The 25,219-nt window shown below is 45.5% G+C and carries 25 protein-coding genes and 3 tRNA genes; 12 read left to right on the top strand and 16 right to left on the bottom strand.

The window, feature by feature from the left end; all coding sequences use genetic code 11:
• Positions 1–11 precede the first annotated feature (11 nt).
• The 4 genes from gspG to JBF11_RS09325 are packed head-to-tail and all read left to right on the top strand — an operon-like array spanning position 12 to position 2,333.
• Complete coding sequence (gspG, locus tag JBF11_RS09340; RefSeq protein WP_334315210.1) at positions 12–452, top strand: type II secretion system major pseudopilin GspG; 441 nt, start codon at positions 12–14, stop codon at positions 450–452.
• The gene (locus JBF11_RS09335) at positions 449–937 is read left to right on the top strand and encodes a pilus assembly FimT family protein (RefSeq protein ID WP_334315209.1); all 489 of its coding nucleotides are present in this window, start codon (positions 449–451) and stop codon (positions 935–937) included. Before gspG ends, JBF11_RS09335 begins: the two co-directional genes overlap by 4 nt.
• On the top strand, positions 934–1,884 hold the full coding sequence (locus JBF11_RS09330; RefSeq protein ID WP_334315208.1) for a tetratricopeptide repeat protein: 951 nt from the start codon (positions 934–936) through the stop codon (positions 1,882–1,884). The genes JBF11_RS09335 and JBF11_RS09330 overlap by 4 nt, the downstream gene beginning before the upstream one ends.
• Positions 1,875–2,333 carry a CPBP family intramembrane glutamic endopeptidase gene (locus tag JBF11_RS09325; protein WP_334315207.1) on the top strand — a complete coding sequence of 153 codons (459 nt, stop codon included), beginning with the start codon at positions 1,875–1,877 and terminating at the stop codon, positions 2,331–2,333. Before JBF11_RS09330 ends, JBF11_RS09325 begins: the two co-directional genes overlap by 10 nt.
• 36 nt (positions 2,334–2,369) lie before the next feature.
• Here the strand turns inward: JBF11_RS09325 and JBF11_RS09320 are convergent, their stop codons facing one another.
• The 4 genes from JBF11_RS09320 to JBF11_RS09305 all read right to left on the bottom strand — a co-directional run bounded on the left by JBF11_RS09320 (position 2,370) and on the right by JBF11_RS09305 (position 8,774).
• A complete protein-coding gene (locus tag JBF11_RS09320; protein WP_334315206.1) occupies positions 2,370–2,819 on the bottom strand; it encodes a GNAT family N-acetyltransferase in 450 nt (149 codons plus the stop codon).
• Between the two features lie 24 nt (positions 2,820–2,843).
• Positions 2,844–5,339, bottom strand: a complete 2,496-nt coding sequence (locus tag JBF11_RS09315; protein ID WP_334315205.1) for a 2-oxoacid:acceptor oxidoreductase family protein — start codon at positions 5,337–5,339, stop codon at positions 2,844–2,846.
• A gap of 51 nt (positions 5,340–5,390) precedes the next feature.
• Entirely contained in the window at positions 5,391–8,294 is a 2,904-nt protein-coding gene (locus tag JBF11_RS09310) for an insulinase family protein (protein WP_334315204.1), read from the bottom strand.
• A 96-nt stretch (positions 8,295–8,390) separates the two neighbouring features.
• A complete protein-coding gene (locus JBF11_RS09305) occupies positions 8,391–8,774 on the bottom strand; it encodes a hypothetical protein (protein WP_334315203.1) in 384 nt (127 codons plus the stop codon).
• 220 nt (positions 8,775–8,994) lie between these two features.
• Between JBF11_RS09305 and JBF11_RS09300 the strand changes: the two genes are divergently transcribed.
• The 3 genes from JBF11_RS09300 to JBF11_RS09290 are packed head-to-tail and all read left to right on the top strand — an operon-like array spanning position 8,995 to position 10,947.
• Complete coding sequence (locus JBF11_RS09300) at positions 8,995–9,612, top strand: MBL fold metallo-hydrolase (RefSeq protein WP_334315202.1); 618 nt, start codon at positions 8,995–8,997, stop codon at positions 9,610–9,612.
• A gap of 28 nt (positions 9,613–9,640) precedes the next feature.
• A complete protein-coding gene (locus JBF11_RS09295) occupies positions 9,641–10,189 on the top strand; it encodes a flavodoxin family protein (protein WP_334315201.1) in 549 nt (182 codons plus the stop codon).
• Positions 10,183–10,947 carry a ComF family protein gene (locus JBF11_RS09290; protein WP_334315200.1) on the top strand — a complete coding sequence of 255 codons (765 nt, stop codon included), beginning with the start codon at positions 10,183–10,185 and terminating at the stop codon, positions 10,945–10,947. The genes JBF11_RS09295 and JBF11_RS09290 overlap by 7 nt, the downstream gene beginning before the upstream one ends.
• A 32-nt stretch (positions 10,948–10,979) precedes the next feature.
• Here JBF11_RS09290 and JBF11_RS09285 read toward each other — a convergent pair whose 3' ends face one another.
• The 12 genes from JBF11_RS09285 to JBF11_RS09230 all read right to left on the bottom strand — a co-directional run bounded on the left by JBF11_RS09285 (position 10,980) and on the right by JBF11_RS09230 (position 20,184).
• Complete coding sequence (locus JBF11_RS09285) at positions 10,980–11,180, bottom strand: 4Fe-4S binding protein (RefSeq protein WP_334315199.1); 201 nt, start codon at positions 11,178–11,180, stop codon at positions 10,980–10,982.
• 1 nt (position 11,181) lies between these two features.
• A complete protein-coding gene (locus JBF11_RS09280; protein WP_334315198.1) occupies positions 11,182–12,114 on the bottom strand; it encodes a hypothetical protein in 933 nt (310 codons plus the stop codon).
• A gap of 45 nt (positions 12,115–12,159) precedes the next feature.
• Positions 12,160–13,440, bottom strand: coding sequence for an adenylosuccinate synthase (locus JBF11_RS09275; RefSeq protein WP_334315197.1), 1,281 nt, complete (start codon positions 13,438–13,440; stop codon positions 12,160–12,162).
• A gap of 98 nt (positions 13,441–13,538) precedes the next feature.
• Positions 13,539–14,633: a glycosyltransferase family 9 protein gene (locus JBF11_RS09270; protein WP_334315196.1), complete on the bottom strand. Its 1,095-nt coding sequence runs from the start codon at positions 14,631–14,633 to the stop codon at positions 13,539–13,541.
• Positions 14,634–14,639: 6 nt separating this feature from the next.
• Positions 14,640–15,428: a TlyA family RNA methyltransferase gene (locus tag JBF11_RS09265; RefSeq protein WP_334315195.1), complete on the bottom strand. Its 789-nt coding sequence runs from the start codon at positions 15,426–15,428 to the stop codon at positions 14,640–14,642.
• Positions 15,429–15,431: 3 nt separating this feature from the next.
• On the bottom strand, positions 15,432–16,412 hold the full coding sequence (bioB, locus tag JBF11_RS09260; RefSeq protein WP_334315194.1) for a biotin synthase BioB: 981 nt from the start codon (positions 16,410–16,412) through the stop codon (positions 15,432–15,434).
• A 1-nt stretch (position 16,413) separates the two neighbouring features.
• Positions 16,414–16,959 (bottom strand): dTDP-4-dehydrorhamnose 3,5-epimerase, encoded by a 546-nt coding sequence (gene rfbC, locus JBF11_RS09255; RefSeq protein ID WP_334315193.1) that lies wholly within the window; start codon positions 16,957–16,959, stop codon positions 16,414–16,416.
• Positions 16,960–16,968: 9 nt separating this feature from the next.
• Entirely contained in the window at positions 16,969–17,850 is an 882-nt protein-coding gene (gene rfbA, locus JBF11_RS09250) for a glucose-1-phosphate thymidylyltransferase RfbA (protein ID WP_334315192.1), read from the bottom strand.
• 12 nt (positions 17,851–17,862) lie between these two features.
• Complete coding sequence (gene rfbB / locus JBF11_RS09245; RefSeq protein ID WP_334315191.1) at positions 17,863–18,930, bottom strand: dTDP-glucose 4,6-dehydratase; 1,068 nt, start codon at positions 18,928–18,930, stop codon at positions 17,863–17,865.
• 13 nt (positions 18,931–18,943) lie between these two features.
• Complete coding sequence (locus JBF11_RS09240) at positions 18,944–19,858, bottom strand: glycosyltransferase family 2 protein (RefSeq protein ID WP_334315190.1); 915 nt, start codon at positions 19,856–19,858, stop codon at positions 18,944–18,946.
• 104 nt (positions 19,859–19,962) lie between these two features.
• Positions 19,963–20,038, bottom strand: a tRNA-Lys gene (locus JBF11_RS09235).
• Between the two features lie 70 nt (positions 20,039–20,108).
• Positions 20,109–20,184: transfer RNA gene (locus JBF11_RS09230), tRNA-Lys, on the bottom strand.
• Between the two features lie 203 nt (positions 20,185–20,387).
• Between JBF11_RS09230 and JBF11_RS09225 the strand changes: the two genes are divergently transcribed.
• From JBF11_RS09225 to JBF11_RS09205, 5 genes are all read left to right on the top strand, one after another.
• Positions 20,388–22,334, top strand: a complete 1,947-nt coding sequence (locus tag JBF11_RS09225; RefSeq protein ID WP_334315189.1) for an AsmA family protein — start codon at positions 20,388–20,390, stop codon at positions 22,332–22,334.
• A gap of 78 nt (positions 22,335–22,412) precedes the next feature.
• Complete coding sequence (locus tag JBF11_RS09220) at positions 22,413–22,823, top strand: Ros/MucR family transcriptional regulator (protein WP_334315188.1); 411 nt, start codon at positions 22,413–22,415, stop codon at positions 22,821–22,823.
• Between the two features lie 55 nt (positions 22,824–22,878).
• Positions 22,879–22,965 (top strand) — tRNA-Leu (locus JBF11_RS09215).
• 226 nt (positions 22,966–23,191) lie between these two features.
• The gene (locus JBF11_RS09210; RefSeq protein ID WP_334315187.1) at positions 23,192–24,565 is read left to right on the top strand and encodes a hypothetical protein; all 1,374 of its coding nucleotides are present in this window, start codon (positions 23,192–23,194) and stop codon (positions 24,563–24,565) included.
• Positions 24,558–25,193, top strand: coding sequence for a bifunctional adenosylcobinamide kinase/adenosylcobinamide-phosphate guanylyltransferase (locus JBF11_RS09205; protein WP_334315186.1), 636 nt, complete (start codon positions 24,558–24,560; stop codon positions 25,191–25,193). Before JBF11_RS09210 ends, JBF11_RS09205 begins: the two co-directional genes overlap by 8 nt.
• The last annotated feature ends 26 nt before the right edge of the window (positions 25,194–25,219 follow it).

The raw sequence follows: 25,219 nt of genomic DNA, 5'->3' as shown, positions 1-25,219 counted from the left end.
GAGATAATGCGATGTTGCACTCTAAAAAAAATGACGGATTCACTTTGCTTGAATTAATGATTGTTTTGGTAATTCTCAGCATCTTAGGCGCCATCATCACCCCGCAGTTCATGGATGAGCCCCACAAGGCAAGAGTTGTGCAGGCACAAATGCAAATCGAAAATTTATCGACAGCAGTGAAAAAATTCTATTTGGATAACGGATTTTATCCCTCAACGGAACAAGGCTTGGAAGCCCTTGTGACAAAACCGACCATGGGAAAAACACCTAAAAATTATCCAGCGAACGGCTATATCAGCAAGCTTCCGGACGACCCATGGGGAAATCCTTATGTTTATATCGTTCCCGGGGAAAGAACCCCTTTTGAAATCATGAGCTTCGGTGCCGACGGACAGGAAGGGGGAGAAAACGAAGACCAGGACATTTACGGAAAAGATACTGCGAAAGAATGATGAAAACGCACGGCAATCACTCCTCCGACAATGCTTTTACGCTCCTGGAGCTGACGATAAGCTTGGTTTTAATAAGCATTCTCATGAGCGTATCCATTAATTTTTTATGGCCGTTCGACAAAAATATTTTGGATAGCGTCAATGAAATAATCGATGCTAAAACCGAGGCTAAAAGCTTAGCCATTTTTAATGGCGAGCAGCTTGATTTGGTTTTTTATCCCCAAAAAATCCTTATTGCCAATCATGGGAAAACATATAAAGAATTTACGCTTTCCCATGGTTCCGAAATAACGGAAATCAATAATAAGGCGCTGACGAACGGTTTTTTCAATCTTGCTGTCAGCAAAATCGGATTGTCGGAAGAATGCCTGATTAAAGTGAAAAACAAAAACAACTATAAAATCATCTACCTGCCAACGATAGGGGAACCCCTCACCTTTGATAACGATATGGATTTCGACAAAATCCATAAGGAGTATTTATGAAACGGATTTTACTTTGTTCTTTCTTTTTTCTCATATTGTTATGCGGCTGCGCAGCGCAGTCAAACAATGCTGAACGACTGGCGCCGCTCGACATCTCAAAGGCATTCAATGCCTATGACAACAACGAATGTTCAAAAAGCATCCAAATTTTTTCAGAAGCCGACAATCTGCAAAAAAATCCTATTATCCTAAACGGGCTCGGCATGAGTTACCTGCAATGCAAACAACCGGAAAACGCCGTCAAAGTTTTCAAGGAAGCAGTCAGCCTTGTTCCCAATTCCGCCGCATTGCAGGCAAATTTAGGCATCGCATATTATGAGAACAATCAAATTGCCGAGGCAAAAGAAAAATTCAAACTGGCATTGGAGCTTGACCCTCAGCTGATGGAAGCCGTTATCGGCGATGCGACAATATTGATTCACGAAAAACAGCCTGAAAAAGCATTGAAAATTCTTTTCGATTTCGCACAGAATTATCCCGATGAGCCGATTATAAAATATAATGAAGCCATCGCATTTTATGAAATGGGCATGTATGCCGACAGTATCAAATTACTGCAGGAATACACAGCACAAATGCCGGACGATGCGTATGCCTGGAACGCTCTTGCCGTCGCCCAGCAAAAAAACAACCGCTTTGACGACGCATTGGCAAGCATTGATAAGGCGATAGCCCTGTATCCTGTTGACGGATATTTTTATTACAACAAAGGCAACATATTGAAAGACAAGAACAAATACGCCGACGCGGACAAGGAATACAGCCGTGCGATCAGCTTTTTGCCCGAACTTGCGGAAGCCTATGTCAATCGCGGTGACATCCGGTTTTTGCTGAGAAAAACCAAAGAAGGCTGTGAAGACCTGCAAAAAGCCTGTTCTCTGGGAAGCTGTGAACGTCTGGAAATTTATAAGGATGCGGGAAGATGTCTCGGAGGAATATGGAAATAGTAAAAATTTGGAGGAATACTTTCATAGAATTGTTTTTGGAAACATATTCTTTTTTTATTCCTCCGAAACACCTGAAAAACTATGTATCGTTTCCGATACTCCTCGCTTTCCTTTTGGGAGGGACAGGATATTTCTTTCATCCTCTAAACAAGACAAGCGTATTGAAACTCATTTGGATTGCCTTCATGGAAGAATTGACATGGCGGGTTCTTATTCAAGAGCAGCTGAATACGTTACTGCACAACAAAAAATTATATTCCGTTTCAGTGTCCTGCATTGTGACCAGCGTATTTTTCGCTCTTTTCCACCTCTTTCGGCAACCTGCCGCCATGGCGGCGCTTGTTTTCTTTCCCGCGATGATTTTCGGCATGTTATGGGATAAATATAAAAATCCTTATGTCTGTATCGGAATGCATTTTTGGTATAATTTCACATTTTTTTACTTTTAATTCAATATAACCTTACTCTATCGCCGCATTAAAGCATTATACGTTCTTTTCAAAATAAACCCTGTCATAGCCCTTTTCCCGAACCCTATGCGTTTGCGTATAATCAAGAGCGGGATACCAGGCAAGGTTTTCATGCATAATGACATCGGTATAGAGGATTATTCTGCCATAGCCCCGCTCTTTCGCCCACCGCTCGGCAAACAGCGTGAGTTTTTTACCATATCCTTTCTTTTGAAAACAAGAGCGAACGCCAATATTATCAAGCAGCAGCGTTTTGTCATCCTCCGGAATGAGCACAACATAAGCGACAATCCGCCCTTGCTCTTCAAGCACATGGACATGCTTTCCGGAAATATGGACTTCATAATCATCAAGCATGGGAAAAGGCTTTTTATCCATACGCTCAAGATAGAGGCTGTAAGCGTCCTCGGCAACAGCCTCGACTTCGGCACGATTTTCCTGCACAGCCAAGCGTATCGCCTGCATATTTGTCCTTTCCGTATTCAAGAACTATTCTCTGCCGAGCATGAAAGCTTTATAGTTTCTTTCCCAAAGTTCCGCTTTCGGACTTAATCCCTGCAAAGCTTTCAGCCACAGACTTTCCGGAATTTCACAAAAAGGTGCGGTTTTACTTAAAACGCCAAGCATGACGATATTTGCGCATTTGCCTTGCTTATCCCCGAGACTGAGCGCCTTTGCCAGCACATCGACGGAACGGACCTGAAAACCTTTTAAAACTTCGGCAATGGCGCTGTCGCCCGGATATTTATCCATTGTCTGCCCCTGAGGCAAGACTTTCGTTTCCGCCAGCAGTATCGTGCCGCCTTTTTTCAGCATGGAAAGAAAACCGGGACGTAAAACTTCACTTTTTTCCATAACAATCAAGCAATCGGCAGAACAAGGGGCAAGCTCCGGACTATAAGCATGCCCGCAGGCAAACGTGCTGATTACCGGACCGCCCATTTGCGCCATGCCGTGGGTTTCGCCTTTGACAATGTTTTCTTTGTCGTAACCGGCTAAAAAAGCAAGCTGCGCAAGCACCTTGCCGAAGAATAAATTACCTTGTCCGCCAACGCCTCGGATAGCAAGACTTAAGCGTTCAGGAAGCTTTTCCCTTTGCACTTCACTGCAAAAAATTTCATCGGGAGCAGTAAAAAGCTCTTCATTCTGCCCGCGGCGCCGCACGCAAATTTCTCTGTCCGCTTGGCTTATCGCCCCGCGCGGGCACATTTCCATACAAGCGGCACGACCGCCCGCGCAGGAAGTGCACAGATTGTTCCAATCAGGTTTTTTCTTGCTGTCAAAAGCAATTCCGGGACAAATCAAACAAGACCCGCAAGAAACGCATTTCGCAGGGTCAAGCTCCGGACGCGCCTTTTTTTCGCTTGCCGGCACTTTGCGTATGCACGTGCCTTTCACAACCAAAACAACAAGCCTGTCGCCCTGTTCCGCCTTTTCCAGCGCTTCTTTCAATTTTGCCTGCAACTCTTTATAATCGTAAGCGCTTGCGCCGATGACTTCCGCTCCCTCCGCCTCCAAAGCCTGCTCAAGCTTAAAGGGCGAAGCCTGCCCCCCTAAATTGACCGGGGAGGTCGGGCTTGGCTGTCCTCCAGTCATGCCTATCCATTCGTTGTCAAGAATGATTTTCAAACCGCCGATGTGACGGAACAAGCTGTTTCGCGTGGCGTCAAGTCCTGAATGGCACTCTGTGCCGTCACCCAAAATACTGACGACCTTTCCCTGCGAATCAGGTTTGACATTCACAAAACCAGCGCGCATGCTTTCGCTTGCCCCCATGGCAAGACACGTATCAGAAGCCCCCATGAAATAAAGCAGGGTGTTGCAGCCAATATCGCCGAAAATCGCTTCTATCTTGCCCTGCCTGCGCATGCGGCTGAGCAGAAGACCAGTCAAACGGTAAGGACAGCCCGCACAAATCATGGGCGGACGGGGCATAGGCATTAAATCAGGCTGAATGTTTTCGACCGTGCCGCCTAAAAATTCTGTAATGCCTGCGAAATTCCATTCCGTATTTTTATTGTACAAAGGCTTGCCGATAACGTTAAGCCCCGCCATCCGGCAATGTTCCTCCACAAACCTGTATCCGTCCTCAAGCACGTACACGTTTCCGCCTCGGGCATGAATACGGGAAACAAAGGCTTTGATCTTCTCCATGGGCAAAGGATTGGTAAAAGCCAAAGAAAGCACATCAATCCCGCTATCCACGACAGCACGGTATTCTTCCATATACAAAGAACCGGACCCATACGTGATAACGCCCTTTTTGCCCGTTCCAGCATATTCCTTGTTCAGCGGGCTGTTTTCCACAAAATCGGCAAGCTGCGGCATGCGCTCGTCCATAATCCGGTCATAAGACTTACGGGCATTGTTCGGCAAAGAATTCATCGCCCTGAAATCATCCACTGGCGCTTCTTCCCGCTTTTCCTGAGGAATAAGGCGTATCAGCCCTTCGCTGTGGCAAAGCAAACCGCTCGCATGCACAACCGCCGCCGTTTTAAACGTACGGGAAATTTCCACGGCAATTTTAGCGGCTTCATGCATTTCCTGGTGGTTGCGCGGCTCAAAAACAGGAAGAAAACAGCTTTTATACAAATATCGCGGGTCAACAAGATGCTGCGTCGAATTGGGCGCAAAATCGCTCGCGACATAAAAAACCAAGCCCCCGCGTCCGACGCTGTACGTTGAAGCAGAAGTAAACACATCGCCCGCTTGAAATACGCCCGGTATTTTCATGGTCACAACCGCGTCTTTGCCCGCAAGGCTCGCGCCTACGCCCATGCCCGCCGCCACAGCTTCGTTCACAGCCCAGCCGACCCGTATTTTATCCTGAACCTTTGCCAAGCCCTTATCTATCACTTCCGTGCTTGGTGTTCCGGGATACCCCTCTACGGCGTCAATGCCCGCGCGCACGCAGCCGCTGGCAAAAGCGATATTGCCCTGTACGACATGGGGAGTATTTTCCCGCTCTTCACAAAGTTTTCGCATATAAGCCCACCGAATGGAAAAGGAGCGTTTGTCTGCCCCTTTGTAACTATCTCATAATAATTTAATGATGTTCCAATTTGCTTTTGCGGCATATTCCTGCACTTGTCCGCCGCCCAAAGCCGTTTCAACGCCCCCGTCGAGAGCCTTTTGCAAATACGGCGCAAAATCATGGAAATCAGCGGGCATCGTACCTAAAACTTCCGCCCGTACTTGCTCGCGCATCGCTTTCGTATACCCTGTCATATATTCCCAAAGCGCCGCGTTCCCTTTTGCCGAAGGCAGCAAATACGTATCAATGTCGCCGATCGCCCCGACAATGGCTTTTGTCAGCTCTTCTCGGCTCAAGGTCAGATTGCCCAGGTAATTGGCGGTATCTTTATATACGGCAAGGGTTCTTTCCACATTGGGGTCGCGGTAGGAAACAAAAGCCAGCGTTCCCGCATTCCGCGTATACCGTACAAACGCTCCGTAGGCGCCGCCCTGCACACGCACCCTGTCCCACAGATAGCCCATCCGTAAAAAGCGGGTGATCACATGGGAAGAACCATGAAAAACATAACCGTTTTTTTTCAAATCCGCCCCAAGCCCCACATAATTGACTTGCGCAGGCAAAAGGAGTCCCGCCGCTTGTTTTTTGAAAGCGTAACTGCGGTCAGGAACGGGACGGGAAACATCGGCGAAGCCTTCCAACAGAGCGGCAAGCCTTTCCCCTTTTGCGATGAGCTGTTCCGTACCGGTAAGGCTGAGCACTGTTTTAACTTTGCTCAGAATGCTTGCATGCAAAGCGTTCAGGCGAGCCTCGATGTCTGCAAAATCATCCTGTACCGTATCTGCCAATTGGCGGATAAAATCCCAATAAGGCAAACCGTTCATTTCTTCGTTCAAATACCCGAGCTTTGAAAACATGCCATTGATATAGGACGCCAAAAGGCTGTGCCCGGCAGGAACAATGGACTGCTCAAAACGCGCCTTGTCCTCCCAGACCATTTGCACGAACCGTTCCTTATTGGAAAAATCGGTTTGAAGCAAAATCTCTTCCAGCAGCGCATAAAGAGTATCGATTTTTTCTTCGACAACTTTTGCGGAAATCCGCAGATGCATGAACGGTTCATCTTCATCAACCCTGCTGTGTACGGAAACGCCCGTATCAAGACCGCCAGTCCGGGCGGATATTTCAAGCCCCAAGTCCACAAAATCGTAATTTTTCGTACCCATTTCCGTAAGCGCCCGGCAATAAAGAGAAAGCAACGGCAAATCTTCTTGACGGACATGGTCGAGGGGAAATAAAATTTTCACATATAAAATGCCGGTGGTATCGATTTCATGGCGCAGCACGGTAATACCGCCGCTTTGCTTCACAGCCAAAGGATTTTCTTTGCCCTGCAAGGGAATATCGTTTAAACCCAAGGTCGGAATGGTCGCAAGGGCTTCTTTGCTGTCTTCCTTTGCCTGGGCAAGAACCAAGGCGGAAGAAAGAGCGACAACCTCTTGTTTTTCCTTATCATTTAATGAACGGACAATGTTGTCCAAGCGTGCCCGCTCTTTTTCTTCCCGTTCTTTTGCAAGGGAAGAATTGGGCAAAAGCACAACCAAAGAACGGTGGGGATTATCCAAAAACCATTTTTTAATGGCGTTTTCAAAAACCTTTTCACCTTTTGCCAAACGGCTTTTTATGCTTGCAAGGGGCTTTTCCCATGCAAGAGGCAAAAACGGGTCTTCGCCGTAAAGCCAAGTGCTGAGGCTTTGAAACATGGCGGAAAGTCCGCGGGGGAAATTGCCCGTATTGTTTTCACGCAAAATAAATTCTGTTGCCGAAACGGCGCTGTCAATGGCTTTTTGGCTTATACCCCGCTCGGCTAAATCCGCCAAGGTTTCCAAAATCAGAATTTCGATTTTATCTCCGTCCGCGGGCAAAACAGAACGGAGCCCGATGGAATAATAGGCTTGGCGCAAATCCGTTTCCATACCGCAGCCTGTCACATCTTCCCCAAGTCCGGAATCCATCAGGGCTTTGCGAAGCGGAGAACCTGCAAGCGCCGTCAAAATATGCTCAAGCATTTCAAGCACCATTATTTCTTCCGCGTCCTTGCCCTCGCATAAAAGCCAATTTACCGTGACATGGGCGCTGCGCGGATTTCCGTCGTCCTCTTCCGCGGCATAAAATGTTTCAATCTTCCGCTCGTAGTCAAGGCGTTTTTGCAAAGGAACAGCTGAATTGATGTCCAAGTAATCGAAATCATTCAAAAGTTCCGCAAGCTTTTCAAGACGAGCCTCTTCCGGGTCATCACCCCAAAAGAAAAAACGGGCGTTGCTCGGATGATAATAGCGTGTATGGAAATCTTTAAACTCCGCATAGGTCAAATTTAAAATTTCAGGAGGATTGCCGCCGGAATCCAAACTGTAAAGGGTATCCGGAAAAACAGAATGCTGGCTTTCTTCCGCAAGCACGGAATCAGGGGAAGAATAAACCCCTTTCATTTCATTGTAGACAACGCCTTTGAAATTCCATTTCACGGTATCCGTATCCTCGGCATGGATATGCCAGCCCTCCTGCAAAAGCACGTTTTCATCAATGCGGGGATAAAAAACAGCGTCCAAATACACATCAATCAAATTATAAAAATCCTGCAAATTGGTGCTCGCCACCGGATAACACGTCTTATCCGGAAAAGTGAGGGCATTTAAAAAAGTCTGCAAAGAGCTTTTCAAAAGCTCCACGAAAGGTTCCTTTACAGGATATTTCTTAGAACCGCAAAGCACGGAATGTTCCAAAATATGGGCGACGCCCGTCGAATTTTTCGGGGGAGTTCTGAAAGCCACCCCGAAACTTTTGTTTTCATCGGCGTTGACGACGCTCAAAACTTCGGCTCTGGTCTTCTTATGCCGCCAAAGTCTGGCAGTTCCGCCAAGTTCCGTTAAACGCTCTTCGCGCAATAAGGCAAAATCTTTATGCATACTTTCCTCAAATCATATTTTTCAATTTAAAAAAAAATGGCTCTTGCGAGCCATATAAAATAAGGTGAATTTCTTTCAAAAAAATAATCGGCTCAGTTAGCAGTTGGCGGCGCGCAGCGTCTCTTCAACAGTTTCAAGACTTGGCGTCGCGTCATCTTCCAAACGGCACAATGAACGCACTGCAAGCATAAGCATATCGAAAGGCAAGGTCATTTCCGTACTGCCGTTGTTCACGGTGCAGGAATCACCATGCATATTGATACGGTACGCACGGCGCTCCTTTGTTTTTCCGTCACCGGAAACAACGGAATAAACCTGTTCATGGCTATCGGTCACGTATAATTTTTGCGTGGTGAGAGAGGCTTCGTCTTCATCATACCAAGATGACTCAGAAAAAAGACGACCTTTAAAATTCATTTCACCGCCGTTATCAAGCTTTAAACAAACTTGTTCCATAGGGCTGCCATTTGTTAAATCCATAAAGCCTCCGAATACGCCAAACAAAAAACATTTTTGCTTTCCGCCAGCACGTTTCTAAGGTATTTTTTACACAGCTTTCTTTTAAATGTCAACCGAGCAAAATTCGCAATTCCTCCGCTCCGCCTAAAAATTTTATATATTTAAACCCTATACAGAAGAAAAAAATTTTGTTAAATTTTTCTTTCAAGCTTTCAGCGCAAAAGCTGCCAAGGAGAATTTTATGCCTGTTTTAACCTTTTCATTGGGACCGTTGGAAACCAACTGCCACCTCTATCAAAACGGAACAGACGCCCTTATCATCGACCCGAGCGGACATATGGTCGATATCCTTACGGAAATAAAAAACAAAAAACTGAAAATACAAGGCATTCTGCTTACGCACCTGCACTTCGACCATGTTTACGGCTGTGCGGAACTGGAAAGTTTCATGGATACGCCCATCATGGCGGGAAAAGAAGATATCGAAATAAGCGATGTTTTGATTTCCTCCGCCGTCCGTTACGGTTTGCCGAAGGTTGATGAATTTCACCCCGTGCCCCTTGCCGAGGGTATCCATAAATTCGGCTCCATTGAAGTTGATGTCCGCCATGTTCCGGGACACAGCCCCGGATCTTTGGCATATTATATCAAAGACGAGAATATCGTTTTTACCGGCGACGTGCTTTTTTACCGCAGTATCGGGCGCTCCGACCTGCCCATGGGAGATTTTGAACTGCTTGCGAAAAGCATACGGGAAAAACTCTACACCTTGCCTGAAAACACCGTCGTTTATTGCGGGCACGGTCCGGAAACCACTATCGGCGATGAACGGATAAAAAACTCTTTTGTGCGTATCTGAACATATCCTGCTGAAAATCAAACCCGCCATGAGTACAGTCATTTTTTCCTGCAGTCCGAGAATGAACGGCAATTCCGCCTTTTGCGCTTCGCTTATCCGAAATGCGGTGCAGGACAGCCGAATTTTCTTTCCTTGCAGAGAATTTTTGCAGACGTGCATTGCCTGCGGATTTTGCGACAACAAAAAGGGATTATGCAAATTCAGCCTTCAGGAACAAGATACGGTCGATAAATTCTATCAGGAGCTTTTCCAAGCGGAAAAAGCGATTTTTATCGCTCCGATTTATTTTTACCATGTGCCTGCCACATTCAAGGCGTTTTTGGACAGGTCCCAAGCGTGGTTCGCCCTTGCGCAGGAACAAAAACCCGCCCGAAACGTATGCGTGGACCTCATTCTTTTGGGCGCAAGGGAAAAAGGCGACAAACTTTTTGAAGGCGCGAAACTCAGCATACGCTACGCCCTGAACAGTATCGGGGCAAAACTCGAAAAAAGCCTCTGCCTTTACGGACTTGACAAGCATGACGATTTAGCCGGCAATTTCCATAAACAAAAACAAGTCCTTGATTTCATATGTTAACATCCCGTTATTTTATGAAAATTGACTGGAATATTTTCCGGGAAAAACGCTGTCTGTATTGTTTACGTCCCTTTTTTCCGAAAAAATCCGCCGACCCTCTCGAAAATCACATTGCAAACAACCTATGCCCGGAATGCGCAAATAAACTGAAAGAACTGCGCACAGGCTTTTGCCGGCACTGCGGGGAAATTCTTCCCGATCCCGGTCAAAGCGTTTCCCGCTGCGGGCATTGCCGGGAAAAGCCCGCCCTTTGGGATGATTTTTCTTTTTTCAATAAATACGAAGGAATATTGCGTGAATTTATCCTCAGCGCCAAATTCAGCCAAAACAGGGCGTGCATGAAATTCTTGGGGGAACTTTTGGCGCTTCATTTTCTGAACCGCAATCAGGACATACGGAAAATCAATATCGTTCCCATGCCGCTGCACAATAAACGGCTTATGCAAAGGGGCTATAACCAGTGTCTTGAAATATTGAAGTTTTTTGCCCGCCGTATTGAGAAACATACGGACAAAACCGTTCATATCCATACAAATCTCTTACAAAAGAAATTCCATACCGTTCCGCAGCATTCCCTGAACAAAAAAGAAAGGCAGAAGAACATTAAAAATTCTTTCTCCGTTTCCAAGCATGCGCTCAAAGAAATTTTTTTGTTTGATGATATTGCAACAACAAACAGCACACTGGAAGAAGCCTGCAAGGAACTGAAAAAATCCGGAATCGGGCATATCCATATTCTTGTTCTTGCCAAAGCTTGAACAAAAAGCGTTTTTATCCCGTCATAGCCTTACTAATCTTCATCATCAAAGCTGATAGCCAAAACAGGGCAGATTTCTATGCAAGCCCCGCAGCGGGTGCAAAGACTTTCAATGCAGAAAAGATAGCCTCCCGCCCCGATATCCAGCGCATCATGCGGGCATTCCGCAATACAGCCCTCGCACTGCACGCACTCGTTCACATCAATAACGATAATTTTGTCAAAATCACTCATATTAACCCGCGGTTTTCATAAACACATAAAGTTCCGTCAGCAACGCCTCTATGCAATAGGTAGGATTGACCATAAGATTGAGCATTTCATAGCACAAAGCCACGCGCTCGTTCGCTTCGAAAAGTTTGCTGAAAGACAGGGAGCAAAACAGCGAGGCGAGCAGATAATTTTTTCTGCCTGCCATGGCATGGGCGAAATTTTTCTGCAAAATGCCGCATATCGTTTTTGCAAGCTCGCTGTCGACAGCGCCTTTCGCCGATGTCTTATCCAAAAGTCCTGTACCGTTTTGAAAAAATTTAATAAGAATGTCTTCCCATTCCCGTTCCGTTTCTGTCAATTCCTGAATAGAATCTTTCCATGGCAAAGTCATGACGAAACCGCGCGAGAGCAAAGTCGGCAAAACCATTTCCCGCTGCGACATGGTGAAAACATAATGATTGTGCGGACTTGGCTCTTCCAGCAATTTCAATATGGCATTGCCTGAAACCGCGCTCAGTTTTTGTGTTTCAAGCAGCAGGACAAGACGCTTTCGGGCGTATCGCGGAGCTTCCGTGGAAATTTTCTTCAAATCCCGCATGGAGTCCACATCAATATTGCCTTCGCGACTGTCAAAAACAATAAAATCAGGATGCATGCGGGCGGCGACTTTATAGCACTCCGAACAGCGCAAGCAAGGGTCTGCGAGAAAATCACCTTTATTTTCAGGACGTTTCGGATTTTCACAAAAAAAGAGCCCCGCATAATGATACGCAAAAGCCGTGCGAAGTTCCGCGCTGCCCCCTTCAATATGCAGCAGCTGCGGAGGATTTTGCCGCAAGCGGTTGATTTTTTCTCTGAATGTATCAAACAAAGGCGATAAGGCAGGCTCAAAAATTTTAATCGCCTCATCCTTATCGGGCATTTGCTCATCAGCACTGTTCTTTTTTTCTGCCATATCGTATCAAAAAAATCCGGCATAGTTGACGGATTTTTTATTTTTCTAGCGGCGGATGGTTTGATTTCTGTCGGGACCAACGGAAACAAAGCCCGCTTTCACCCCGATAAGTTCCTCTAAACGCGCCACATATTTTTTTGCATTTTCAGGTAAGTCCTCAAATGTCAGACAAGAGGAAATATCCTCTTTCCAACCCGCCATGCTTTCATAAACAGGTTCGACGTTGGCATACTCGAACGCGGAACTTGGCGGCGTTTCCAATTTTTCACCGTTGAGCACATAGCCGACGCAAATTTTAATTTCATCAAGCCCGCCAAGAACATCCAATTTGGTCAAAGCAAAAGTTGTCGGCTTGCAAATTCTGTAACATTCGCGAAGCACGCAGGCATCAAACCAGCCGCAGCGGCGGGTTCTGCCTGTCGTCGCCCCGAATTCCCCGCCTTTTTGCTGCAAATACCTGCCGGTTTCATCAAAAAGTTCCGTCGGAAACGGTCCTGTGCCGACACGCGTGGTGTACGCTTTCACAATGGCGATATGTTCTTTTATATATTCGGCGGGAACGCCTGCGCCCACGCTTGCATTACTGCAAACCGTATTGGAAGAGGTGACGAAAGGATAAGTGCCATGGTCTATATCGAGCATGACGCCTTGTGCGCCCTCGAACAAACAGGATTTACCCTGTTTCTGCAATTCATGGAAAATGGCTGTCGTATCCTGGATATAAGGAACAAGTTCTTCAGCTATCGCCATAACTTCCTGATAAACCTTGTCCGTATCCATTTCTTCAATATGATATAAATTTTTAAAAAGGGCGTTTTTTTCAATAAGCGCCGTTTCGATTTTGCGGCGGACCAGCTCCTTGTCTTTCAAATCACCCGCACGCACTCCGATACGCGCCATCTTGTCTTCATAACAAGGTCCGATGCCCCGTCCTGTCGTACCGATTTTGCCGTTGGCGCTTTTCATGGATTCCCGCGCGGCGTCAAGCGTTTTATGGTACGGCATGATAAGCTGGGTCTTGGGGCTTACGAAAAGACGTTTTGGAGAAGTATCGATATGTTTGGCTTTAAGGCTGGCAAGTTCTTCAAGAAAAACAAAAGGATCAAGCACAACGCCGTTGCCGATGATGCAAAGTGTTCCTTCGTGTAAAATACCGGAAGGAATAACGTGCAAAACATGCTTTTCACCATTTACGATAACGGTATGCCCCGCATTGTTTCCGCCTTGATACCGAACAACGCAGGCAACTTCGGAACCTAGAAGGTCAACGATTTTTCCTTTTCCTTCATCACCCCATTGAGCGCCAAAAACTGTCATATTCGCCATAATTTACCTCGCCAAAGCATAGGAATTATTTTTGTTTTCACAAGGTTTTTGATATACGTCGCTTTTTTTTACAGGTCAACAAAAAGAATTATTAAAATTCATTCATAAAATGGACCGCTTAGCAAGAACTTAAATTTTTCCATAGCCTTTTCAACGGAAATGCAGTTGATAAGCGGATATTCTTCCGGCACAAAATCAGGCTTGTTCCCTTTCTGAAATTCCCGTAAATTTTTCAAATACCATTGGTATTCTTCTTCGGATAAACGGACTTCCATCTGTTTCGCCGTGCCTTTCAGAGGATTTTTCGGGGCGAAATGCCAAAAAGAAGCTGTTTCGGACAAAATGACCAAAGCGGGAATATTGAGAGCCAATGCCATGTGCTCCGGCGCCGAAGTATTGCCGATATGAAAAGAAGCGAAAGACATGCAAGCCATTGTTTCCCGTAAAGTCAACGGATTTGCCGGCATACGCACGCGCTCGGGGGCAATGTCCAGTAAATGCCTGACCTGCTCATCTTCATTGGGGGCGCGGATAACAAAAAAAACAAATTGCGGATAATCGGCTAAAATTCTACGCACCAATTCCCCGTAATATTTCCAGCGCCGCTTGGGATGCTTATGGGTTGCGTCAAGCGTGATAAACGGAGTGTTTTCTTCAATATGCAAGGAAGCTAAAATTTCCCGCGCTTTTCTTCTTTCCTCTTCCGTCAGGTAAAGCCGGGGTTTTTGCTCTGTCGGTTCAATGCCTAAAGGTGAAAGGATACGGATTTTCGAATAGGAAGTATAATCATGCTCCGTGTTTTCCGGAACAAAGCAATGCGTATACAGCATTTTCTTATACGCATGACGGGGAGCGAACGATAAGCGGTATTTCGCCCCTGAGCACAAAACAGCCATTTGGCAGCGCGGCAGCTGCTGCATATCCGCCACGACATCGAAATTTTTCCTGTGCAAATTCCAATAAAATTTTATTTGCGAAAAAATATTTTCATTTTTTGGAAACGGAATGATTTCATCAAGATATATGTCTTTTTCAACAAGAGGAACGCATTTTTTTTCCGTAAGCAAAGTCAGTTTCGCATGGGGGAAAGCTTTTTTCACAGCTTCAAAAACCGGACTTGTCACAACCACGTCGCCAAGCTGCCTTTGCTGGATTATCAATATGTTTTTCGGAATGTCTGTTATGTTCTGCATAAGCAATCAATATCTTTCAAGCGTTCGGTTTTGGACCTTCTTCCGCCAGCAAGCCACATATTCCTGGTTACCCTTGGGACCTTTGATCATGGCGGGCGTAACGCCCAAACATTCCAGCCCCAAATTTTCGCAAAAGGTCAGAACCTTACTGACAGCCTCCTGCCGGACCGCCTCATCGCGCACAACCCCTTTATCCGTCTGATGAGCCCCGACCTCGAATTGAGGTTTGATAAGGCAAACGACAAGCCCGTTCTCTTTTACGCTTTTTAAACAAGGCGGAATAATCAATGTCAGCGAAATAAAGGAAACGTCGGAAACCATGACATCCACTTTTTCAGGCAGCAAATCCTCATCGGCATAGCGGAGGTTCACGCCTTCCATATTGACAACCTGCGGGTGTCTTTGCATTTTTTCATGAAGCTGCGCATGCCCCACATCCACGGCATAAACCTTTTTCGCCCCGTGCTGCAGCAAACAATCCGTAAATCCCCCGGTGGACGCGCCCGCGTCAAGACAAATGCAGTCCGTCACATCAAGCCGGAAATATTCTATCGCCGTCAAAAGCTTATAGCCTCCGCGGCTGACAAAGCGCTCTCTGCCCAAAAGCATGAAAACCGTATCGGCAGGATAATTTTGCCCCGCCTTCAAAACCGGCTCCGGCTTCACCCCTTCCGGCAATTCCCTCTGCGGATCGATGACAACCTGTCCCGCCATGATGAGGCGTTTTGCTTGCTCCCTGCTTTCCGCCAAACCCTGCTCAAAAACAAGCTGATCGGCGCGCATTTTTTTTGCCATTTCTTACTCCACCAAAAAGCCGAGCGATTTAAGCATGGTTTTGTCTTCTTCCGCGCCAATGCCCTGCGTGGTCAGCATATCACCGGTAATGAGGGCGTTCGCACCGCTTTCGAAACAACGCCTGCCCTTATCCGGCAGCAGTTTCCTGCCGCCTGCAAGCCGCAAATACGCTTTGGGCAGAATAAAACGGTACAGGGCGAGGGAAAGAACAATCTCATCATAGCTTAACGGCTCGTTCCGCTCAAAGGGCGTTCCTTGGACAGGAAATAAAATATTGACAGGAACAGAAGAAATTCCCAATCCCGAAAGGGAAAAAGCCATGTCGATTCTGTCCTCCAAGCTTTCTCCAAGCCCCCAAATGCCGCCGCTGCACACTTCCAAACCGCATTCCTTGGCAAGGCGTATCGTCCTTAGCTTATCGGCAAAACCATGCGTCGTGCAGACCTTGGCGAAAAACGTTTCCGAACTTTCCAAGTTATTATGCACCCGCTCAAGCCCATGCTGTTTCAGCAGCAAATAGGCATCCTTATCCAGCAAGCCGAGGGAAGCGCAGCAAGAAACCTTCGCCGTTTCTTTTATCCGCTTCAAACAAGAGGCAAGCTTCTGCAAATCCGCTCCGCCGGGGCTTCTTCCGGAACAGACAAGGGAATATCTTCCGATTTTCGCTTGTTCCGCTTTTTTAGCATTTTCAACGAGAACATCTTCCGGCAGCAACGCATATTCTTCAGCGCCGGTCTGATAAAAAGAAGACTGTGCGCAAAACTTGCAGTCCTCTGAACAGCGCCCGCTTTTCGCATTGACAATGCAGCAAATATCAACCCTGTCACCACAGAAAAAACGGCGGACCGCATTCGCCTGTTTCGCCAAATATCCGCAATCCGCACGGGCGAGGGAAAGTATTTCCCGCTTCGATAAGCAATTTCCCGCCAAGACCTTTTGCGTCAGCCCGTCAACAGCCCAGCAGGATAAAACGGAAGCATGCATTTTACAAGTCCAATGCCCGGCAAAACTGTTTAAAAGAAGGGGCAACCTTATCCTTTTCAGACAAAACAGGAGATGATATCTTCCAGTCGATAGCCAGATCAGGATCGGCGAAATGGATGCCCGCCTCGTATTGCGGAAAATAATAATCCGTGCATTTATAATGGAAATGGGCCGTTTCGCTTGTCACGGCGAAGCCATGGGCGAGCCCCGGTTCAATCCAAAGCTGCCATTGATTTTCCGCAGAAAGCTCCACCCCGTACCACTTGCCGAAAGTAGGCGAGTCCGGGCGGATATCGACAGCCACATCATACACGGAACCTAAGGAAACGGAAACCAGTTTGCCCTGCGCATGTTCCCTCTGATAATGCAGCCCCCGCAACACCCCGTATACGGAACGCGAATGATTATCCTGCACAAAAGGATATGTTATACCGATTTCCTCATAACGTTCTTTTTGCCATGTTTCGACAAAAAGCCCCCGATTATCGCCAAAAACTTTTGGTTTTATAAGAATGACGCCTTGGATAGGACTTTGCTCAAATTCCATTCTCAACCTCTATTCGCTGCCCTTTATCAGTTGGATTAAATATTGCCCGTAATCATTTTTTTCCATTGGTTTGGCAAGACGCAAAACATCTTCACCCGTAATATAGCCGTTTCTCCATGCGATTTCTTCAATACAGGCGATTTTCAAGCCTTGGCGCTTTTCCACTGCATGGACGAAAGAACTCGCCTCAAGCAATGATTCGTGCGTTCCCGTATCAAGCCACGCAATTCCGCGTCCGAGAAGCTCGACATTCAACTTTTGCTTTTCCAAATACCGTTTATTCACATCCGTGATTTCCAGTTCACCGCGGGCGGAAGGCTTAATGGATTTTGCAATGTCAAGCACTTCTTCATCATAAAAATACAAACCCGTAACGGCGTAATTCGATTTCGGTTTTCGGGGCTTTTCTTCAATGCTGATGACTTTGTGGTTTTTATCGAATTCAACAACCCCATATCGTTCCGGGTCGTTCACGTGATATCCGAAAACCGTTGCCCCGCAGTCTTTTTTCTTGGCATTGCCCGCCCTGGCGATAAGTCCTGTGCCGAAGAAAACGTTATCCCCCAAAATAAGGCAGGTATTTTTTCCTTTGATATACCGCTCCGTGAGCAAAAAAGCCTGCGCAAGCCCTTCGGGTTTTTCCTGAACCACATAATGGAAAATACAGCCGTAATCCTTACCGTCACCAAGCAGAGCCTGATAAAGCGGCAAATGTTCAGGAGTTGAAATAATGACGATTTCACGGATTTTTACCTGCATGAGCACAGATAACGGATAATAAACCATAGGCTTGTCGTAAATCGGCATGAGCTGTTTGCTTACGCTTTTCGTCATGGGATACAGCCTTGTTCCGGAACCGCCTGCTAAAATGATGCCTATCCATTCTTTCATGTTCCTAGCCTCTTATCTGCCGGTGTAATTTTTTTCCAGCCAACGGCGGTATTCTCCGCTTTGGACGTTTTCAACCCATGCGCTGTTTTCCAAATACCATTTGACAGTTTCCGCCAATCCTTCCTGAAAATTATGCTTCGGTTTCCAGCCCAGTTCATTCCGTATTTTCGAGCAGTCGATGGCATAGCGGAAATCGTGCCCCAGCCTGTCTGTGACAAATTGAATCAATGTTTCATATTTTCCGTCTTCATGGGGACGCAGTTCATCCAATACCGCGCAAATGGCTTTTACAACCTCGATATTGCTTTTTTCACTGTTTCCGCCGATACAATAGGTTTCCCCAACCGTACCTTTTGTCAAAACCAAATGTATCGCTTCGCAGTGATCTTCCACATGAAGCCAATCGCGGATATTTTCCCCCTTGCCGTAAACCGGAAGTGTTTCTCTTTTCAAAGCATTAAGCGTCACAAGAGGAATGAGCTTTTCCGGAAATTGCCTTGGTCCGTAATTATTTGAACAGTTTGTAATCAAACAGGGCAACCCGTAGGTTTCATGATATGCGCGCACAAAATGGTCACTGGAAGCCTTGCTCGCGGAATACGGGCTGTTGGGAGCAAAAGCCGTTTTTTCCGTAAAAGCCGGGTCCGCAGGTTTCAATGCGCCGAAAACTTCGTCCGTCGAAACATGCAAAAAACGAAAATCTTTATATGCCGCGCTTTCCTTGTCCAAAGATGCGTGCCATTCCTTTACCGCCCGCAGCAAAGCGCATGTTCCCAAAACATTGGTCCGCACAAAGGCTTCAGGGTCGAGAATGGATCTGTCCACATGGCTTTCGGCTGCGAAATTCACAACATACTGCGGAGCATATTCCTTGCAAAGATATTGCACAAGCTCATAATTGCCGATGTCGCCCCGCACGAAGACATGCCTGTCATTCCCTTTAAGGCTTGCAAGGTTGTCCAGGTTTCCGGAATAGGTCAATTTATCCAAATTAATGACCCGATAACCCATGGCGACAGCCATAAGCACATAGCAAGAACCAATAAAACCCGCCCCGCCGGTTACTAAAATTGTTTTCATATTTTCACCATTCTTATTGATATAACGCACGAATTTTTCTGCGGACAGAAGAAACCGGAATAATCCGCGAAACCTTTAAAAGGCTTTCCACAAAAAGATAATAACCAAAAGAATAAAAAGAACAAAAAACACGTTTTTTATGCTGTTTTTTAGGATACAATGCGCTTAACCGCTTATATTCCAGCCCCCAATCATCATAAAAACGTTTTTTATTCCGAGCCATGTATTCACTCGTCCTCTTTTTTCCGAAAGACGCATGAGATTTATGATAAACATAAAGATTTTCGATAAAAACACAGCGAAAACCGTTTTTATGGGCGCGCATGCAAAAATCCAGCTCTTCAAAATAGCCCGGACTGTATTCTTCCCTAAAATTTCCGACTTTTTCCAAACAGCTGCGGCGTATGGAAAAACATGCCCCGTCGGGAAAAACGATATCCGGATACCGCGGAACGATGTTTTTTGCTTTCTTATCAATAACATCCATTAAAACCGGCAAGGTGCCGCTATTAAATTCCTGTTTCATCCGTTTCGCAATCGGCACGGAAAAAGGATTTCCGTGCGACAGGACGGGGCTTGCGACACCGATTTGCCCGGAACTTGCGAAACATGCCAAAATACGGTCGCTAAAACCGGCGGGAATAAACGTATCACTGTTCAATAAGGTTACGATATCGCCATGGGCATGGCGTATTCCATCGTTCACGGAATGGAGGTATCCCTTGTTTTCCGCATGGCGCACAAGAACGGCTTGCGGGTACTGCGCAATAAAATCGTCCAATATTTTCTGGGTTTCCTGTTTTGACGCATCGTCGACAAGAATAAGTTCAACCTGCAAAAAATCAAGCGAACTTGCCAACGACCGCAGACAAAGGTCCACATCGAAAGGTGCATTGTAAACAGTCAGGACAACGGAATGGATCAACAAGATACTTTTCTCCTCGCTAAAGAAGAAGTATACAAAGAAGAGAAAAGAAAGACAAATTAAAAAAAATGAAAAATAAAAAAAAGCCACCTGGACGGTGGGTCAAATGGTGGGGTGTGCAGGATTCGAACCTGCGACTCTCTGCTTAAAAGGCAGGTACTCTACCTACTGAGTTAACACCCCGAAGTCACAAAAAATAAAACGGAATAAAACTGCCGTAACAGCATATGCCGTTATTCCGCAATCGGCTTTATGGTGGGGTGTGCAGGATTCGAACCTGCGACTCTCTGCTTAAAAGGCAGGTACTCTACCTACTGAGTTAACACCCCTGCGGAACATTCCTTTTATATCAAGCAAAGTACGAAGTCAAGCAAAAAAATATTTCTTTTCATTATTTTTTATTTTTCCCGTTTTTTTAAAATTATCCAATGATAACCTATAATTATAATGACAACCCATAATTATTTTGACACGCCATAAAGAATAGGTTATTGATAAGTATCATAAATAATATGCCTATGAGGTTTTAAGTATGAAAAAAGTATTAATCGGACTTGCCGCCGTCCTTATTCTCATTTTCGGGGGTCTCACTGTTTTTGTGAATACAAAAAGTGATTTCATCATCCAAAAAATCAGTGAAGTTTTAGAAAAAAATCTCAATGCAAAACTCGAAATGGAAAAATTGCCCAAACTGAGCATTTTTCCCTCTCTCACCGTCAGCGCGGGGAAATCTTCCTTAACTTCTCCCGAATACACCGTCACATTCGACAATGCCGACATCAACGTTTCCCTTTTCAAGCTCTTTTCGGGCACGGTGCAAATCAACTCCGTCAAGGTTGACAGCCTCTCCCTCAAATATGTCGACACCGGAAACAAGACAAAAACGGAAACGGTAAAAAACGATACCGCAAATCCGAAACAAGCAAAATCCATAGAAGAAATTTTCGATCTTGTCCCTACCGAAATTTCCATAACAAACAGCAACGTTTATTACAAAGACAACGCACAGGAAGTTCAGCTCCGAAACATCAACGCCCAAATTGAAGATTTCGGCATAAATAAAAATTCTTCCGTGGATTTTAACGGAAGTCTCGCGTATAAGGATAAGCAGCAGGATATCGCCTTTGATTTAGCGACAAAACTCAGTTTTCTCTTTATGGGGCAAAGCATCGAATACGATATTGAAACATTTAAATTCACCCCCGCAAAAGGCTTTCCTTTCAGCCAACCCGTTAATATCACAGCCGAAAGCATTATGAACCTTTCGCCGGTTATGGTTGAAAAACTTGACGGAACAGTCCAAAGCCCCTTTGCGGACCTGACCCTCAAGAGCAAAGGAAATAAAAAAGAAGGGGAAGTCACTGTCAGCGGCGATATTTTCCCCCTTGCCATTCAAGAAAACTTTTTAGCCGGCATGCGCTTCAACAATCTGCCCAAAACAATGCAGCTGAATGCGGAAATAAAAAATACGGCAAAAACCGTTGTCATAAACAAATTAACCTTAAACCCGAACAACGGACTTATTTCAATCAAAGGTTCATACGATTTAACAAAACAATTCCTCAATGCCGATTTATACGCAGAAAATCTTGCCGTTCAGGATTATTTGCCTAAAGAAACCGCAAAGGACCAAACAAGCGCAAAAAGCACACCCAAAGCCCGGACGCAAACCGCCCCAAAACAAACTCAAAAAAGCGGCAATTTCAATTTCAAGCTCACAGCCGACGCTAAAAACATTTCCTATGAAAAACTCACCCTTGACACCATCCACAGCGTTGTCACGGGAAGAATGAACAATAAGGAAACCGTCATCGACATCAAACCCCTCACCGTCACCAAGGGCGGCGAACCTATTCATGTTGCCGCCAACCTGGAACTTGCGCCAAAGGATTTGGTCAGCATCAATCTTGACGCTCCAAGCATCACCGCCCGTAACTGGGCTTCCGCCTTTATGGAAAAAAATCCATTGGACGCACAGCTTACGGTGAAATCAACCCTAAACCTGAAAACCGCCGACCCATTGAACACCCTGAACGGAAGCGGACAAATCGACGGCAAAGGCATTAAAATCGAAACGAAATTTCTCCCTTTCATAACAGACCTTTTGCAGCTCAAGCTGAAATTGAACGACAGATACGAATTCAGCACGCTGAAGGCTCCTTTTACGATTAAAAACGGTTTGCTCTCAACGACAAATACGTATATCGACAGTTCCGCAATCCTGCTCAATGCAAACGGAACAAGCCACCTGGCAAAACAAAGCCTGAATTTAACCGGTAACGCCGAACTCAAAAAACAGCGTTTGGTTTTCCCCTACAAGGTCACCGGCACATACGGCGACCCGCACGTAAGCTTGGATTTATCCAAGCAACTGCAAATATTGGGAAAAGGCTTGCTCAATACAGGCGATTCCCTTGGAAATGACGTTATCGACGGCGGAAGGCTTCTTGAAAAAGGCTTAGAAAAACTTTTCAAATAAGCAGGCAGGCAAAGCGGGGGCACACAGCAATAACCCGCTTTGCCCGATTTTCAATCCTATAACCAAAAGAGAGCCATTATGGACGATTATTTGAAACAAGCCCTTGAAATAGTGAAGGCACAAGCTTCTGTCCGTATCATGTCAGAAGAGGAAATCACATCTATGGTGAAAAACCTCTCCCACCATCTGCGCCATCTTGAAGATTTGCCGGCGGAAGAAAGCGAGCCTGTCGCCGTCAATATCAGCCCGGCAAAATCAATCAAAGAAAAAACAATCACGTGCCTCGAATGTGGAAAAAGTTTTAAAATCATCACAAAAAAACATTTGGCGACCCATAATTTGGACGCGGATTCCTACCGCGAAAAATGGGGCATAAAAAAGACAAGCCCCCTTGTCTGCAAAGAATTGCAGCGGGAAAGAAGAAAAAAAATGCGTGAAATGAAGCTGTGGGAAAAACGCAGTGCGGAAGCGAATAAAAAACGCAAATAATACCTGAAAATTTTTCTTGACAAAAACGCTCTTTCTTTTTATTAATACTTCTCATGCCGGGATGGTGGAATTGGTAGACGCAGTGGACTCAAAATCCACCGGGTGTACGCCCTTGCGAGTTCAAGTCTCGCTCCCGGTACCAGCTTAGTCATTGTTTTTGAACATATTTGAAACTGCTGCATACATGTAAAGTATGCAGCAGTTTTTATTTATGTTTTTTAATGATTTCCCTCAAAAAAATTTTCATTCTGAAAAATAAGACTTAACACAATATGAAAATTATGATAACCAAGCAATATACTGTAAAATTTTGAAAAATACATGAATTTGAATAAAAAAACATCAGCTCAAAAATAAGGATTCCTTTCATGAGTAACAATACAAACCAACAAACCAACAACAAACAAAAGAAAGGAGTTTCCTTTCTTTCCCTGCTTATTGCCATACTCATCATTTTAGCCGTCATTGCCGGTGTTTATTTCGCCTTATTCCCCGATAAGGCGGACATTCCCTTCGTATCGGAAGAAATCGAAAATAAAATCAACGCATTCATCAAAAAACCCGACAATGCTTCTGAAACAAACTCCGCACAAAATGATACGGAAAACAAAGGGCTTCTCAATTCCTTGCAAAATTCAGCCAATGAAATTTTTGAAAAACTCAGCCCGGAACAGCCTGCAAAAATTTCTCCCGACCAAAATGCAGAAAACAATCTCGCAGAACACGATATGACGCCTCTGGTCCAACAAAATAACACCTTTCAGGAAAATAACGCCGAAGAAAAAACTCCCGAAGATTTCACCCTCGAACCGCCAAGCACAATAACTCCCCTTGAAAGCGGACGCAAAATGCTTACAGAGGAAGAAATCGCACTGGCGCAAGAAAAAGACAAACAGGAAAAACTCGCAAAACTTGAAGAGCTGCGCAGCAATCAGCTCGCCCCGTCTGCCCAGGATACGGCTTTTCCAAGCAAGCAGGGTACGCTGACCTCCCTTGTCCCCGATACTTCTTTCGACCCCGTTGTCAGCCTTTTCTTTATTCAAGACTTGGCTGATTACCTTGTGAACAATTACAAAACCGATGCAGACGGACAAGCGGTCCTCACAACTTCCATGCCTCGGATAAACCAACGTTACGGCACAGGACTCATGGGCTTGGAACACATGAAAGGACGTGCCGGAGTTTTGGAATATGCCTATAACGCAAACATGCTTCCCGTGCTTTACGAACACTTGTCTCCCGCCCTTATCCGTTCCATGCGGCAAATTGCAAAACAAAAAAACATGCCGGATGCCGAACAGGAAAAAATGTTCAATGCCTATGCCAAACAATGCACTGTCTATGCCCGGGGCATACGCATATTGCAAGACATCCCCCAGCTTTCCGAAAACATTCAAAATCTGCTTGCCATTGAGAACGATTTGGCACAGGAAGAACGCTTTTTTGCTGAAAATATGCTCGGTTTTGAACAAAACCGGGACAACAAAAATTTGGCGCGCACGTTTGAGGAAAATATCAAACAAAGCTCCATACGCTCCGAACAGCTGCGTTCCCGCGTGAGCAAAGTAAAAAATGATTTGAAACAATATCTCGTAAGCCATGATGAGAATTTGGCTTCCGTTCCCCACCTCTTGGAATTGGCTCTTTGGCTCAACCGCAGAAACAATACTCCCGCAAACCTGGCTTTTGCGGATGCGTTAGAACAATTCGCCCATGATTTAAGCACAATATCCTATGAATAAGTGCCTTGTATTTGATAAACGCCTTGATGTGGCGGATTTGAAACCCCGCTCTTTGCTTTGCGTCGGCGGGACAAGAAGCGGAAAAAGCGATTTCGCGCTTCACTATGCGCAAAATGTTCAGGGACCAAAAACCTTCATAGCAACCATGCAAAAAAGTTTTGCGGCACCGCAGGAAAATTCCGAACAAGGAAATTCCGCAGGTCAACAGAAAGAAAGTACCGACAAAGAAATTCAAAAACGGATACTGGACCACCAAAAGCAACGAAATTCAACATGGGTCACCATTGAGGAACCTTATGATTTGATTTCCGCGGCAAATCTTGCGAAAAGAAACAATTCCAAAATCATAGTGATAGACTGCATAAGCCTTTGGCTTTCCAATTTGCTGCTCGCAAACGAAACGGAGGAAGCGATTTTAAAAAAAACAAACGACGTTGCGAAAATGATAAGCGATACGCAAATTCCCCTTGTCCTTGTGAGCAATGAAGTGGGCATGGGCATAGTTCCCATTTATGAAGAAGCGAGGATTTTCAGGGACATGCAAGGAAAAGCGAACCAAATTTTTGCAGAAGCCTGCGAAGCTGTCATAACATTTTCCTGCGGGATACCGATATTGATAAAAGGATAAAAATAACAATTTGGCAGATTTTTTGC

The sequence above is a fragment of the Taurinivorans muris genome, assembly GCF_025232395.1.
GTDB classification, from domain to species: domain Bacteria; phylum Desulfobacterota; class Desulfovibrionia; order Desulfovibrionales; family Desulfovibrionaceae; genus Taurinivorans; species Taurinivorans muris.
Note: the sequence above shows the minus strand (reverse complement) of the source record. Positions and strands in the feature narration are given on the sequence as shown.

Coding starts and splice junctions, on each gene's coding strand:
- gspG (WP_334315210.1), top strand. CDS start 12: ATGTTGCACTCTAAAAAAAATGACGGATTCACTTTGCTTGAATTAATG.
- JBF11_RS09335 (WP_334315209.1), top strand. CDS start 449: ATGATGAAAACGCACGGCAATCACTCCTCCGACAATGCTTTTACGCTC.
- JBF11_RS09330 (WP_334315208.1), top strand. CDS start 934: ATGAAACGGATTTTACTTTGTTCTTTCTTTTTTCTCATATTGTTATGC.
- JBF11_RS09325 (WP_334315207.1), top strand. CDS start 1,875: ATGGAAATAGTAAAAATTTGGAGGAATACTTTCATAGAATTGTTTTTG.
- JBF11_RS09320 (WP_334315206.1), bottom strand. CDS start 2,819: ATGCAGGCGATACGCTTGGCTGTGCAGGAAAATCGTGCCGAAGTCGAG.
- JBF11_RS09315 (WP_334315205.1), bottom strand. CDS start 5,339: ATGCGAAAACTTTGTGAAGAGCGGGAAAATACTCCCCATGTCGTACAG.
- JBF11_RS09310 (WP_334315204.1), bottom strand. CDS start 8,294: ATGCATAAAGATTTTGCCTTATTGCGCGAAGAGCGTTTAACGGAACTT.
- JBF11_RS09305 (WP_334315203.1), bottom strand. CDS start 8,774: ATGGATTTAACAAATGGCAGCCCTATGGAACAAGTTTGTTTAAAGCTT.
- JBF11_RS09300 (WP_334315202.1), top strand. CDS start 8,995: ATGCCTGTTTTAACCTTTTCATTGGGACCGTTGGAAACCAACTGCCAC.
- JBF11_RS09295 (WP_334315201.1), top strand. CDS start 9,641: ATGAGTACAGTCATTTTTTCCTGCAGTCCGAGAATGAACGGCAATTCC.
- JBF11_RS09290 (WP_334315200.1), top strand. CDS start 10,183: ATGTTAACATCCCGTTATTTTATGAAAATTGACTGGAATATTTTCCGG.
- JBF11_RS09285 (WP_334315199.1), bottom strand. CDS start 11,180: ATGAGTGATTTTGACAAAATTATCGTTATTGATGTGAACGAGTGCGTG.
- JBF11_RS09280 (WP_334315198.1), bottom strand. CDS start 12,114: ATGGCAGAAAAAAAGAACAGTGCTGATGAGCAAATGCCCGATAAGGAT.
- JBF11_RS09275 (WP_334315197.1), bottom strand. CDS start 13,440: ATGGCGAATATGACAGTTTTTGGCGCTCAATGGGGTGATGAAGGAAAA.
- JBF11_RS09270 (WP_334315196.1), bottom strand. CDS start 14,633: ATGCAGAACATAACAGACATTCCGAAAAACATATTGATAATCCAGCAA.
- JBF11_RS09265 (WP_334315195.1), bottom strand. CDS start 15,428: ATGGCAAAAAAAATGCGCGCCGATCAGCTTGTTTTTGAGCAGGGTTTG.
- bioB (WP_334315194.1), bottom strand. CDS start 16,412: ATGCATGCTTCCGTTTTATCCTGCTGGGCTGTTGACGGGCTGACGCAA.
- rfbC (WP_334315193.1), bottom strand. CDS start 16,959: ATGGAATTTGAGCAAAGTCCTATCCAAGGCGTCATTCTTATAAAACCA.
- rfbA (WP_334315192.1), bottom strand. CDS start 17,850: ATGAAAGAATGGATAGGCATCATTTTAGCAGGCGGTTCCGGAACAAGG.
- rfbB (WP_334315191.1), bottom strand. CDS start 18,930: ATGAAAACAATTTTAGTAACCGGCGGGGCGGGTTTTATTGGTTCTTGC.
- JBF11_RS09225 (WP_334315189.1), top strand. CDS start 20,388: ATGAAAAAAGTATTAATCGGACTTGCCGCCGTCCTTATTCTCATTTTC.
- JBF11_RS09220 (WP_334315188.1), top strand. CDS start 22,413: ATGGACGATTATTTGAAACAAGCCCTTGAAATAGTGAAGGCACAAGCT.
- JBF11_RS09210 (WP_334315187.1), top strand. CDS start 23,192: ATGAGTAACAATACAAACCAACAAACCAACAACAAACAAAAGAAAGGA.
- JBF11_RS09205 (WP_334315186.1), top strand. CDS start 24,558: ATGAATAAGTGCCTTGTATTTGATAAACGCCTTGATGTGGCGGATTTG.